The organism is Capnocytophaga genosp. AHN8471, assembly GCF_016806945.1.
GTDB lineage: Bacteria > Bacteroidota > Bacteroidia > Flavobacteriales > Flavobacteriaceae > Capnocytophaga > Capnocytophaga periodontitidis.
Window position 1 is genome coordinate 41,374 of record NZ_JAESPJ010000033.1, and the last position, 14,037, is coordinate 55,410.

A 14,037-nucleotide genomic window follows, 5' to 3' on the forward strand; every position below is an offset into this window, starting at 1 on the left:
TCCACTTCACTTTCCTGTAGTGTAAAGAAAAATTGGTCGTATTTCTGTAAAGGAAAATGTAAAGCGAAACGCTAATATCTTTTTATGTCTTTAAATGGCTATTTAACCTCAGTTAAATAGTGTTTAAATTGTTCTCGGTTGTCTAATTTTGGTGCATAGTTACGGTGAATTTTTATACTATGCAAATTTTTTAACATTTATTTTTTAGATGTATTTTGTAAGACGCTAAAAATCAAATGAATTTAAATTATTGTTAATGTGTAAAACTGACCTTTGTTTTTGTGAATATGTTGATTTTTACTATCTTTGTCGCCTAAAATTAAACATTATGGCTACCTACAAATTACCCTATTTCGGGAAGGTTACCCTTTCTGAAGATGACGATTACCACGAAATAGAAGATGTGGATATCAACGGCTCCTCAGTGTCAATCACTATTGATTGTATGGGAGAAACACCCTCTAAAGCTCAGGGGACAGCTATACAGCAATTGTTAGAACACTTGCCTGAACTCGACCAGCAGATTCGCAACGAATTTATAAAAGTCTATCGCTCTGGCGAGGAATCTATGGTGAAAGATTATGTGCAAATAGTAGAAGAAATGGCTGATGAGCAGGGGGAAGAATTGCTCACAGCACTTGAGCTTACTAATCTCAATATCTCCCTTTTTGCGACAGAGTTTGCGGGTTTCGACTATACTTTACCAGAAGTTACCGATGAAATTCTTGTAGTAATGGTAGATGAAGACAGAAAAATCATACGCTTTACGATTGAATCGTAAGTTATTAGCACGTGCGGCTCGCACCTTTACAAAAGGTGCGAGCCGCATGTACAAAAAACTTTTGATAAAGTTTAAATTGTTAGTTGCTTCTTGTTACCTGTTTATTGTAAATATACAATGATGCCGCTGCAAATACCCCCAAAGCACAAATCACATACCAGAGTTTTGCAGGTTCATAAGTATCCCATAACAATTGAGTGATTTGCGACTGACTGAGTCCTAATTTCTGACTTGCCAACTCAAAATATTGAGTTTTAGTGAGATTTTCAGGCATTTCAATAGCGCGTTTGGCTAATTCTTTTTTTAGTAAACCGTATTTATCAGACCATTCAGTATACAAATGTCCTGAAAAGAAACCTGTGAGGTAATTTCCTGCAGCTACTGGCAAAAACACCGTACCTTGATAGAGCGCCTCTTTGCCTTTAGGTGTAATTTGAGCCACAAAAGCCGATAAGGTAGGGCTGGAAGCCATTTCACCTATCGAGAAAATCACGGTGCCTATAATGGTGAACCACGGATTGTTGAACATAAAAGTAAGCGTTACCCCTAAAGTAGCGATAACTGTCCCCCTAATCATAGCGCTCACGTGGCTCATTTTGGTCACAAAATACGATACAAGCACTTGAAAGAAGATAATCATAAACGAATCTATGTTGATAAACCACTCGGCTTTCACCTGTCCTTCAGAGGTGAGGATAGTGCCCAAAAAAGTTGATTTTTCATTAATCCACGCACTCAATGCCGATGAGTCTACCCAATCTTCAATAAAGTTAGGCAGGGTGTAAAACAGCTGGTTGAACATCGTCCAAAAACCTACCATCAAAAGCAATAGTACGGTAAGTCGGCGGTCTTTCAAAGCCTCAACGATATGCATCAGTGATTCTTTGATTTCGGTGAGTAAAGGCTTTCTAATTTTTTGAGCGAGTTTGGGTTCTTTATAGAGGAATAAAGCTACTAACACATTGATAGTCATCACTACAGCTCCTTGTATAAAGATAATGCGCCAACCGTATTCGGTGCGGAGGTAGGACGACATTGCAGGACCTAAAAAGCCCCCTATGTTCACCATCATATAGAAAATTCCAAACCCCATAGTGCTGGTGGTCTCATCGGTATTACGCGCTACAATACCATTGACTACAGGCTTAAAGAATCCTGCTCCAACAGCCGATAAGAGAAATATAGAGTACACCGCTGCATAATCGGTAACTTCTCCCATCAAAAAATAGCCTACCGCTGTAATAGCACACGAAATTACTAACGAAAGTTTATAGCCAATACGGTCGGCAATCACTCCAAAAATAGGAGGCAAAAGGTAGAGTATAGCCGAAACGTTTGCCATTATACTCGCTTTTTGCAAGTGGTCAAACCCAAGTCCGCCCTTATCAGTAGAGGCAACTAAATAAAGCCCCAAAAGCGTAAAAATACCGTAATAAGCCCAGCGTTCCATCAGCTGAAGGAAGCTCGCTACCCAAAAAGTAGGAGAAAATTTATTTAACATAGTTCGTAAGTTATAAGTCGTCCGACATTAGATTTTGAGTGCAAAGGTAGCTAATATCTCATCTTCAGAAAAATAAATACGCATTTTCTACAAAGGATAAATATTTTGTTGTAAATATAACAAAGTATTTGCCATTTTTCTTTTACCCTATTTAGAATTATTTCACACTTTTATTTAGAATTGTTTTATGCAATTCAAAAAAAGTATTACCTTTGCCCCCGATTTTAAAGAGTGTGAAAAGTGAAAAGTGAAAGAATACATTGTCCTCTCTATTACTTTCCTAATATTTTTATTGGGATATTCTTTTTATTCTCTTTTTTCTACCCAACACTTTACGCTCAAACAGCTACCACCACGGTTACTGCTACTACCCAAGCTATTCAGTTAGAGGAAGTAGTGGTAACTGCTAAAGAACTTCCTGCACCTACTTCTACTTCGCTTATTGATCGCAAGGCTATGCGACACCTCCAGCCGTCCAGCTTTACCGATTTGGTGAGTTTGCTCCCTGGTCGGCAAGTTACTACTCCCTCACTGAACTATGCCAATACGCTCACTCTCAGGCAGACAGGAACGCCTATGGACGGCTATAGTATTTCCTCTTTAGGCGTAGGCTTCAATATCGATGGTGTTCCCTTAGATGTAAATAACAATATGCAATCTACGGTAGGTACCGGAATGATTATCACCCCTCAATCGAATTACGCCGATAAGAAGCGCAACACTACCCGCTCGGGGGTGGATATGCGCACCATCGCTACCGATGATATTGAAACAGTGGAGATTATACGCGGAATCCCATCGGTGAAATTTGGTGATATCAGCAGTGGGGTAGTAACAATTCACCGCAAAAAAGGCTATACTCCCCTTAGGGCACGCGCCAAAGCCGATGGTTTTAGCAAACTTTTCTATATAGGTAAAGGTTTCAGTTTTTTTGAAAATAGCCTCAAACTCAACTTTAGTTTGGATTATATGAATGCCCAACCCGACCCGCGTAACAGCTTTGAAAACTACAAGCGTTATACTGCTTCAGCACGTGCTGAAAAACGCTTTGATACCGAAAATCCGCTTACGTGGAATTTTAGCATTGACTATACGGGTACTATCGATAAGGAAAAGCGCGACCCCGATGTGGGCTTCGATCGCTATGACGCTTATCAATCTACTTACAATAATATCCGCATTGCCAATGGGCTGAGTTGGGAGTTCCCTAAAACATTCTTCAAAGCATTGGCACTCAAAACTAGTTACTCACAGAGTTTCGACCGTATTGAGCAAGATAAATGGGTGCAAATCACCAATGCACGCCCCGTTTTCACAAACACAGAAGCTGGTGAATTTTACGGGGTATTCTCCGATCCTCACTATGTGTCGCACTTGCTCGTCGATGGCAAACCGCTACACCTCTATGCCGACCTCTCAACGACTTCTTATAAGCTATTCTCGGGCTATCGCAACGAATTGCTAATCGGACTTACTTACAACTACAACAAAAACAACGGTCTGGGGCAGGTATACGATTTAGCACACCCTCCATCACCCGAAATGGACACCCGTCCGCGTACTTTTAAGAGCATTCCTGCAATGCAAGATATGGCTTTTTACGTTGAAGAGCAGTTAGAAAAAACTTTTTGGCATACCCAATTTCTCGTGCGTGCTGGTTTGCGTGCCAACACCCTTTTGGGACTCGACTCGCGCTACGCATTGCATAACAAGTTGTGTTTTGACCCTCGTGTGAATATGAAAGTTACTTTCCCAAAAATTGAGTTTGCTAACCAAAATGCTCTCAGTATCAGTCTTACAGCAGGTTGGGGAAAACACAGCAAACTTCCCACTCAAGAAATGCTCTACCCTCAAGATAAATACGAAGATTTTGTACAGCTCAATTACTATCACACTCAAAAAGCTTACCGCCAATTACACTACAAAACTTACATTTTTCCGCAAGTGAACTACAGCATTATGCCTGCGGTGAATAACAAAACCGAAGTGCGCCTTGGGTTAGAATACAACCACCATTCGCTATTCATCACTTATTTTGATGAGCGTATGCAATCGGGTTTTCGAAAAATGAGCGATTATCATAAGGCATTCTATAAAAAATACGATGCTACAGGACTCAATCACAACACAATTACAGCTCCTCCTTTGGTGGAAAATCTGCCCTATACAGTGCAAAACGCTCTGATTCTCTCAGATATAGAGAGCAATGGATCAGCTATCGATAAACAAGGGGTTGAGTTTCAGTACAGCAGTAAGCGCCTCCAGTTGCTCAACACTCGTTTTACACTCAGTGGAGCGTGGTTTCACAGCTTGTATTACAACTCATTGCCCGTATATCGCCCTGCCGATAAAAATGTGATCAACAACCGCAAACATTACAATCTGGGGGTATACCCCGAAGTGGAGAAGTACGACCGCGAACAGCTGGAAACCAGTCTTATTGCCGATACTTACCTCCCCGAACTAAAACTCACAACCTCTGTGCGTTGCGACCTCACTTGGTATACTATTAGCACCAATCCGTCGCTTAGTCGTGTGCCCACTCACTACATCAGTGAAGATGGTGTACGTCACCCATATACAGCGGCAGAAGCTAATGACCCCGTACTGCAATGGCTCATACGCCCTACAACTGTAAGTCTCAGCGATAGAACCCCATTGTCAATGAACATACATCTAAAAATATCTAAAGATTTCTATAAGTACTTTACGCTCTCAATGTACGTAAACAATCTGTTTAACTTTTATGAAGATTACCGCGTGAACGGACAATATATCAACCGCCGCGGACTCATCAATCCCTATTTCGGAATGGAAATGAACGTTTCGTTGAAGTGAAAAGTAAAGTTAGGATAATTGGTTATATTTACATCATATTTTGTAGGAAAGCCAGCGATAGCTGGGTATGTGCTGCAAACGCCCTTACAAGACAAAACTTTTTCGGACAATCTTTTTATAAATTGACAAATTAATATGAAACACTTAAAACAATTTTTAGCTGTAGCACTTGGTTTAGTGCTCTTAAACGCTTGTAAAAAAGACGACAACAATGGAATCCCTACAGGGACTCTTTCTGTAACCTTTCATTTACAAGCCCCCGACAAGGTAGCTATCACTCAATATGCTACCCTCACCCTTACTCTTACCGAGCTCAACAAGAATGAGAAGGTAGAAAAGGTATATCACAATGTATCAAGTAGTGATTTTAAGTTGGAATTATCTGCAGGTAGTTATGAAGTACGTGCTGTAGGTAGCGTAAATTACACCCAAAGTGGCACCACCGCCACGGGTGAAGTAGCAGGATTTGTAAGTAAGATTGATATTCTTACAGCTACTACCTACACAGTACCCCTTAGCCTAAAACTCAGCCCCTCAGGAGATGGAGATTTTATCATTGAAGAAATTTTCTTTACAGGTACAGCCACTCCAGAAGGTAAACAGTATTTTGGTGATCAGTACATCAAATTGTATAACCCTACTAATAAAGTTCTCTATGCCGATGGTTTGGTTTTAGCAGATTCTGAGTTCCTAACAGTAAACAAAAGAGATTACACCCCCAATGTAATGGCAGAAGCCTTTACAGCAGGAAGTATGGTGCAGATTCCAGGTACAGGCACTCAATATCCTGTGCAACCAGGGAAGTCTATTGTAATTGCTGAACAAGGAATTAATCATAAAGAAAATAATCCTAATTCTATAGACCTTTCAAAAGCTGATTTTGAAAGCTTCTACCCTCCAAAAGTGAAAGACGTTGATGGGGTAGGAGTAACTAACAATATCAACTTATATGGTGTTTTTATAATTAATAATAGAGGCAATAGAAGTTATGTGATAGCACGTTTCCCTGAAGGTACTGCTACTTCTACACTTCAGTATAACTATGAATACAAAATAGGAACAAAATTAATGCAGAGACAGGCTTTGAAAATCCCTAATAATTGGATAGTAGATGCTGTAAATTTAAGTACTAAAAAAGGGTTCGAGTGGATAGTTACAGCTCCCTCTTTAGATGCTGGTTATACTTATGTAGCTAATGATGAAAAAGATACTTCTCGTTATGGCAAATCTGTACGCCGTAAAGTCCTCTCTCAAAATAACGGTAAAACCGTTTTTAAAGACACCAATAACTCTACCGACGATTTCGAGATACTCAATACACCCACACTTAAAAAGTGAAAAATGAAAAGTAAATAGTGAAAGTCGCTTTTGTATCGCAACACTTTGGCAAAGTTTCACACTTTGCCAAAGTTGATTGTAACTGCCCGTGCGGCTCGCACCAAATTAATTAGTATGAAACATTTAAAACAATTTTTAGCTGTAGTACTTGCTTTAGTACTCCTAAATGCTTGTAAGAAAGACGACAACAACGGTATCGCTACCGAACCTTTGAACATAACCCTTCATTTACAAGCCCCCGATAAAGTAACCATTACCCACTATGGTACCCTTACTCTTACCCTTACTGAGCTCAACAAGAATGAGAAGGTAGAAAAAGTATATCACAACACTACTACCAACGATTTCCAACTGAGTATTCCTGCGGGTAGCTATGAGGTACGTGCCACAGGTACTGTGAGTTACACCCAAAGTAGCACTACCTTTGCAGGTGAAGTTGTAGGTTTTATGAATAAACTCGATATCCTTACTGCTACGACTTATACGCTACCCCTTAGTCTGAAAATTACCTCCTCAGAAGATGGTGATTTCATTATCGAAGAAATCTACTTTACAGGTTCCTTAACCCCACAAGGCAAGCAGTATGAAGGCGATCAGTATATCAAACTCTACAACCCTACAAACAAAGTGCTCTATGCCGATGGTTTACTCATTGCCGACTCAAAGTTCCTTACAACAATGAAACCAAGAGTAGAACCTAACATTATCGATGAAGCTTTCTCTGTAGAAGGAATCGTGCAAATCCCTGGCAATGGTACTCAGTATCCCGTCGCTCCTGGTAAGTGGATAGTTATTGCCGATCAAGCTATCAATCACAAAGAGAACAACACTAATTCTCTCGATTTATCAAAAGCCGATTTTGAAATTTACTATGAACAGATAAAAGATGAGGACAACCCTAAGGTAACCAATGTACTCAACACCCATAGTTATGTAGCTTTTCACAATCGTGGATACAAAAGCTATGTGATAGCCCGATTGCCTAAAGGAATTACAATAGCATCCTATTTAACTGACTATAAGTATACTTATAAAATAATATTTCAAGAAGGTGAAACTTATAAAATTCCTAATTCGTGGATACTCGATGCTGTGAATGTAAGTGTAAAAGGAAAATTCCAATGGCTTCTAACCGCTCCTTCTTTAGATAGTGGATGGACGTATTGTGGCAAAAAAGATAATGATCCCGCACGTTACGGCAAATCCGTACGCCGTAAAGTCCTCTCTGAAAACAACGGTAAACCTATCTTTAAAGATACCAATAACTCTACTGAAGATTTTGATCCTGATGTAACACCATCACTTAAAAAGTGAAAAGTGAATAGTGAAGAGTGAAAAATCGCTTTTGTATCGCAACACTTTGGCAAAGTTTCACACTTTGCCAAAGTTGATTGTAATTGATTGTCCTGATAATCAATTACTTTTAGAGTATGTTATGTAGGGGCGTTTTGCAAACGCCCTTACAATATAAAAACTTTTTGCAAACGCCCCTACAATATAAAAACTTTTCAGACAATCTTTTTATAAATTAACAAACTGCCCGTGCGGCTCGCACCAAATTGGCATTAATATGAAACATTTAAAACAATTTTTAGCTGTAGTACTTGCTTTAGTACTCCTAAATGCTTGTAAGAAAGACGACAACAACGGTATCGCTACCGAACCTTTGAATATAACCCTTCATTTACAAGTCCCTGATAAAGTAAACATTACCCACTATGGTACCCTTACTCTTACCCTTACCGAGCTCAACAAGAATGAGAAGGTAGAAAAAGTATATCACAATGTATCGAGTAGTGATTTTCAGATCAAACTACCTGCAGGTAGTTATGAAGTACGTGCCACAGGTACTGTGAGTTACACCCAAAATAGCACTACCTTTGCAGGCGAAGTAACCACCTTAATACCTAAACTCGACATCCTCACAGCCACTACCTACAGTTTGCCTATTACCTTAAAAACAATTGTAAGTGATGAGGATAAAGATTTGCTTATTGAAGAGATTTTTATCACGGGTACAACTACTCCACAAGGCAAACAATACTTAGATGATGGTTATTTCAAGATTTACAACCCTACTTCCAGAATTCTTTATGCTGATGGTTTGCTCTTGGTGCAATCGGCGTTCCAAACAAATGACAAGCAAACCTATACGCCAAATATAATGAACCAAGCTTTTACAGCCAATGCGGTATACCAAATACCAGGGAATGGCAAGCAATACCCCGTAGCAGCAGGCGAGAGCATCATCATTGCCCTTACGGCTATCAATCACAAAGAACTCAACAGTAATTCAATAGATTTGAAGAAAGCTAATTTTGAAATCAAAGATGAAGCAGACGATGAAGACCCCGATAACGCTGCAGTGCCTAATATGTTCGTGAAGTTTGAAGATGCAGTAATCAATCGTCAAGCAATCAACGCTTTTGCACTTGCCAGAATGCCCAAGGGGGTTACAGAGTTAGAGAAGTATTCTTATACATACAAAGATGAATCAGGATTTGACTCAGGAGGTGATGCTGTAAAAATCCCCAATACGTGGGTTATCGATGCTGTAAATCTCGCACAAAAAGAAGACTTTCAATGGCTTGTAACCGATGTTTCTTTAGATAGTGGTTGGACTTACGCCTCCGAAAGTCAAGGAGATGTTTCTCGTTATAGCAAAGGAGTACGCCGCAAAGTAACGGGGCAGCAAAACGGGCATCGTGTGTTAAAAGACACCAATAACTCCACCGAAGATTTCGATGCACGTGTAACCCCATCACTTAAAAAGTGAAAAGTGAAAAGTATCACAACACTTTGGCAAAGTCCTTGGACTTTGACAAAGTCTATAATCCTGATAATCAATCACTTTTAGAGTTTGTTATGTAGGGGCGTTTTGCAAACGCCCTTATAGTATAAAAACTTTTTGCAAACGCCCTTATAGCATAAAAACTTTTTGCAAACGCCCTCACAGTATAAAAACTTTTCAGACAATCTTTTTATAAATTGACAAATTAACAAACTGCCCGTGCGGCTCACACCGGATCGCATTGGCTCGCACTAAATTGAAAAAACAACTAATTAACATATTATTTTTTGCTTTCCTCTACCAAATAGGCTGGGGGCAAAGCCCCGATACCCTCTTGCTAAAGCTGAAAGAACAACAAAGCATCTCTCGTTTTTACGAGGCTTATTTTCAGAATCCAGCTACGATGCCCAAGTGGGGAAAACATCGTTTTTCTACCGTACAAGTAGCTTATGAGAGGAGTGATAAGGAGGCTTATGCTCAGCAGTATCCTGAAGGGCATACCGCTTTTTCAGCAAAAGCAACCTCTTTCTTCCCTTATGATAGTACACGCACGCTTTGGGGCAATGCGTCCTATAAAAATCAAGAACTGCGAAAAGTGCGCTGGAATGAGTCGGTAGATAGTGATTTGCTCTATCCATACTTTACCGCCGATGCTGTAGGGGGCGACTTGCATAGCGAGCAATACGCCTTTATGGGTGGTTTTGCCAAACAATGGCAACGACTGCATTGGGGTATCAGTTTGGATTACAAAGCCGAATTAGCAAGTCGCAACAAAGACCCGCGTCCTAAAAATATCACTTCAAATCTGCAATTGCGCTCAGGATTTATGTGGAGGGTAGGGGAGTGGCAAGCAGGAATATATGCCTCTTTCCAGAAATATACTCAGTCTAACGAACTGAAATTTTTCAATGAATTGGGAAGTCCTTCAGTCTATCATCTCAATGGCTTAGGCTATTATAACCACCTGCTGAAAGGCAACAAACTCAGGGCTTTTTATGAAGGTTATGGATATGGTGGCGGACTGAATATCAGCAGGAAAAATAACCTTTTCCTCTCTGCTAATTACCAGCAATTGGCAATTGAAAAATATATGACAGAAGATAATGGTGTGATAGCTGTAACACTTACCAATCGCACACTTTATACTGAGCTGACAAAGCTGTTTCGCAAAGATACTTATCTCTATGGTTTCAAAGGACATTACTCTCTGCAAACCAAAAGTGGGGTAGAGCCTATTCTTTCGGGTCGTAATAGCAATTGGACGGAAGTAGTTGCTAAAAACGAGAATTATACTCTAAAAAAAGAGCACTACCAATTGGCAATGCTTTTCTGTAACAATAGTGATTTGCAATATCACATAACACCTTATGTAGGTTATGAAACTCACCGTGAGGATTATACCCTTGTGAGGAGTTTTCAGCATTTCGATTATATGAATGTAGGGATAAAAATGAGTGTTGTAGCGCCCTTAGAGAAGAAGAGTATAGGTATAGCAGGTTTGCATTACCAATATCGCAATACGTTAAAAGGCAATTATCTACTCCGCAGTGATAGTGAAGTATCCCTCAGCGAAATGCTTTTGCACAATGCTCGTCTCCTCGCCTCCGATGAACAAGTTTTCCAAGCACTTTTGCAGTACCATCACCCACTATCGTCCTCACTCAGTTATTTCGTGGGACTCAATACCCAAATAGGAGTTTTTACCCTCCAGAAAACGAATACTTTTCATCAATTAAGTGTAGGTTTAACATTCTAACCTCCTATCCTCTGACCCCTGACCCCTGACCCCTGACACCTATTCCCTATACTCTGGAAATTCTAATTTCAACTGTATGTACATCGGTTGTTTTACAGTTTCTTTTTCAGGTTCATTGTTGAGGTGAGAAACCGAAATGCCTAATAACCGTACCGATTCACTCAACCGTTCTTGGTAGAGCAATTCTTTGATGTGCAAAAGAATTTCCTCTTTACTGCTAATAAAATCTTTAAGGGTTTTGCTGCGTGTTTGTACAGTGAAGTCGCTGTATTTTATTTTCAGGGTGATAGTTTTACCTGCAACTTGCTGTTTTTCAAGGCGGCGGACGACATCTTCGGCTATACGTTCAAGTTCGCGTTCCATATACACCTCACTGGTGAGATTTTCGGCAAAAGTTTCTTCAGCACCCACCGATTTACGAATTCTAAAAGGCTGAACTTCGCTGCGGTGAATACCTCGTGAGAGTTCGTAGTAATAATGTCCGTTATTGCCGAAATTCCGTTCTAAGAACGCTAATGATTTCTCCCGCAAATCCTTCCCTTTAAAAATCCCTAACTGATACATCTTTTCAGCAGTTACTTTGCCTATGCCATAGAATTTGCGCACATCGAGTTTGTCTAAGAAATCTTGTACTTCAGCCTGAGTGATAGTAGTCTGTCCGTTAGGCTTGTGATAGTCGCTAGCAATTTTGGCAATAAACTTATTTATCGAAATGCCTGCTGAAGCCGTAAGTCCTGTTTCATTGAAAATGCGTTGTCTAATCTCTTGCGCAATGAGGGTAGCCGAAGGATTACCTTTTTTGTTTACTGTAACATCTAAGTAAGCCTCATCGAGGGAGAGAGGTTCAACCAAATCGGTATATTCGTGGAAGATAGCGCGTATTTGCATTGATATTTGCTTATAGCGCTCAAAGCGAGGTTTTACAAAGATGAGATGCGGACATAATTTGCGCGCCTGCGCCCCACTGATAGCACTGCGCACACCAAACTTGCGCGCCTCGTAGCTGGCTGTAGCCACCACACCGCGCGCTTCGCCTCCGCCTACCGCAATCGCTTTTCCTCTCAATTCAGGAAAATCCAATTGCTCTACCGAGGCGTAGAAAGCATCCATATCAATATGTATAATCTTCCTATTAATTGTTACCTGTTACTTGTTATTTAGCTTCAAACATTTTCCCTGGCAGTGGTTTTACCACTCCTTTCAATTCCATTTGGAAAAGTAAATTAGAAAGTTGGTAGATAGGTATTTGGCAGCCGAGAGCGAGTTCGTCTAAGGCTTGTTTGCCATTCTCTTTGAGGTAGTTTGCCACCAATTCTTCATCGGGACTGAGGTCTATAAAAAGTTCTTGTTGTACGGCCTTAGGGGCGGGAATATCCCAATTCAGTAGGTAAATGAGGTCTTTAGCTGAGGTGAGTATATTAGCTTTGCGGTTGCGTATCAGCTCATTGCAGCCTATGCTATAAGTATCTGTCGTACGACCTGGTACGGCAAATACCTCGCGGTTGTACGAAAAAGCAATATCGGCAGTAACCAAACTTCCCCCTTTTTTACCCGATTCAATCACTACAGTAGCTTCCGTAAGCCCTGCAATAATGCGATTGCGACTGAGGAAATTCTTCCGGTCAAACGGACTCTCACTGCCGAAATCGGTGATAAAACCGCCGTTCTCTTCCATTGCCTCACAGTATTTCGCGTGAGCAGCAGGGTAGATAAGGTTGAGTCCGTGAGCCAGGCAAGCTACTGTTTGCAAGCGGTGTTTCATTGCAGCCTTGTGAGCCGTGATATCCACCCCATAAGCATAACCACTTACAATCACCACATCAAGTGGGGCGAGTTCTTCTATCAGTTGTTCGCAAAATGCCGTGCCGTAAGTCGTGATATTGCGGGTACCTACAATGCTCAGCAGTCGTTTGTTTTGCAGGTTTATGTGTCCTTTTTGGTAGAAGAGTATAGGGCTATCCACACACTGTTTCAGTAGTTTAGGGTAGTGAGCGTCGGTATAGGTAATAATGCTAATACCGTGTTTTTCAGCAAAAAACAATTCGTTTTCAGCTTCTTGTAAGTACTGAGAACTGAGGATATTTTGGGTAATTTTAGAACCTATACCCATTACTTTTTCTAAGCTACTTCGTCGTTGTGCAAATATATTTTTAGCACTCCCAAAGTGCGCAATGAGTTTTTTGGCAGTTATATCGCCTACAAGCGGAATTTTCTTTAAGGCAATGAGGTATAACAAATCGTCGTTCATAGTTTGGTTTTGTTTCACGTTGCAAAAATAGCGATAATTACTAAATTAGCAAATTTGCTAATTAGCAAATTATTACTACCTTTGCCTCATTATTCGTCATTCGTAACTCGTCATTAAAATTATGTTTCAATTTCTCACTGACCTCGCTAAAAACAACAACAAAGAGTGGTTCGACGCTCATAAAGCAGATTATGAAAGCGCTAAATTGCAAGCAACAGAGCTTTTCAATCGTATTTATGCTGAAATTGCAGCGCACGACACCGTTGCCCCTCTCAAAATATACCGTATCTACCGCGATTTGCGCTTCTCTAAGGATAAAACGCCTTACAAAACCCACTTCGGTTGCTACATACAGCGCAAACAACCTCACTATCGTGGGGGATATTACGTGCATATCAGTCCGCAAGAAACTTTTATAGGGGGAGGATTCTTCGACCCCAATAAAGATGATTTGTTGCGTATGCGTCAAGAAATCTCTCTCAACCCCGATGATTTCCGAAAAGTAATGACCGATAAAGGCATTGTAAAAGAGTTTGGCGGAAAACTATGGGGCGACGAACTCAAAACAGCTCCCAAAGGCTTTGAAAAAGACGACCCTATGCTTGATTATCTGCGGAAAAAACAGTTCCTGCTCAAACACGACTACACTCAAAAAGAAGCTACTGCCGAAGATTTCGATAAAAAAGTAGTACAAGGACTCTTAGCTATGCGCCCCTTTTTCGACTTTATGACCGAAGCCCTCACCACCAATCTCAACGGTGAATCCCTATTTCCTAACCCCTAT

Annotated in this window: 10 protein-coding genes; 7 read left to right on the top strand and 3 right to left on the bottom strand. The window is 40.5% G+C overall.

The features are described 5' to 3' along the window. Nucleotides 1–328: 328 nt before the first annotated feature. Nucleotides 329–781 (top strand): DUF2004 domain-containing protein, encoded by a 453-nt coding sequence (locus JMN12_RS14005; RefSeq protein WP_203139855.1) that lies wholly within the window; start codon nucleotides 329–331, stop codon nucleotides 779–781. Between the two features lie 79 nt (nucleotides 782–860). Here JMN12_RS14005 and JMN12_RS14010 read toward each other — a convergent pair whose 3' ends face one another. Beyond that, complete coding sequence (locus JMN12_RS14010) at nucleotides 861–2,282, bottom strand: MFS transporter (RefSeq protein WP_088593748.1); 1,422 nt, start codon at nucleotides 2,280–2,282, stop codon at nucleotides 861–863. Between the two features lie 285 nt (nucleotides 2,283–2,567). Between JMN12_RS14010 and JMN12_RS14015 the strand changes: the two genes are divergently transcribed. From JMN12_RS14015 to JMN12_RS14035, 5 genes are all read left to right on the top strand, one after another. Further along, the gene (locus JMN12_RS14015) at nucleotides 2,568–5,120 is read left to right on the top strand and encodes a TonB-dependent receptor plug domain-containing protein (RefSeq protein ID WP_410494251.1); all 2,553 of its coding nucleotides are present in this window, start codon (nucleotides 2,568–2,570) and stop codon (nucleotides 5,118–5,120) included. Nucleotides 5,121–5,255: 135 nt separating this feature from the next. Continuing rightward, the gene (locus JMN12_RS14020; protein ID WP_203139858.1) at nucleotides 5,256–6,458 is read left to right on the top strand and encodes a DUF4876 domain-containing protein; all 1,203 of its coding nucleotides are present in this window, start codon (nucleotides 5,256–5,258) and stop codon (nucleotides 6,456–6,458) included. A gap of 114 nt (nucleotides 6,459–6,572) precedes the next feature. Further along, a complete protein-coding gene (locus JMN12_RS14025) occupies nucleotides 6,573–7,772 on the top strand; it encodes a DUF4876 domain-containing protein (protein ID WP_203139860.1) in 1,200 nt (399 codons plus the stop codon). A 256-nt stretch (nucleotides 7,773–8,028) separates the two neighbouring features. Then, nucleotides 8,029–9,234: a DUF4876 domain-containing protein gene (locus JMN12_RS14030; RefSeq protein ID WP_203139861.1), complete on the top strand. Its 1,206-nt coding sequence runs from the start codon at nucleotides 8,029–8,031 to the stop codon at nucleotides 9,232–9,234. Between the two features lie 271 nt (nucleotides 9,235–9,505). Next, a complete protein-coding gene (locus tag JMN12_RS14035) occupies nucleotides 9,506–11,005 on the top strand; it encodes a DUF6850 family outer membrane beta-barrel protein (RefSeq protein WP_238423927.1) in 1,500 nt (499 codons plus the stop codon). 39 nt (nucleotides 11,006–11,044) lie between these two features. Here JMN12_RS14035 and dinB read toward each other — a convergent pair whose 3' ends face one another. Both dinB and dprA read right to left on the bottom strand, forming a co-directional pair. Beyond that, nucleotides 11,045–12,142, bottom strand: a complete 1,098-nt coding sequence (dinB, locus tag JMN12_RS14040) for a DNA polymerase IV (protein WP_203139883.1) — start codon at nucleotides 12,140–12,142, stop codon at nucleotides 11,045–11,047. A gap of 16 nt (nucleotides 12,143–12,158) precedes the next feature. Beyond that, nucleotides 12,159–13,253: a DNA-processing protein DprA gene (dprA, locus tag JMN12_RS14045; RefSeq protein ID WP_203139869.1), complete on the bottom strand. Its 1,095-nt coding sequence runs from the start codon at nucleotides 13,251–13,253 to the stop codon at nucleotides 12,159–12,161. A 118-nt stretch (nucleotides 13,254–13,371) separates the two neighbouring features. On the opposite strand from dprA, the gene JMN12_RS14050 reads away from it, so the two are divergent. Beyond that, the coding region (locus JMN12_RS14050) for a DUF2461 domain-containing protein (protein WP_203139885.1) at nucleotides 13,372–14,037 on the top strand (666 nt) is incomplete at its 3' end.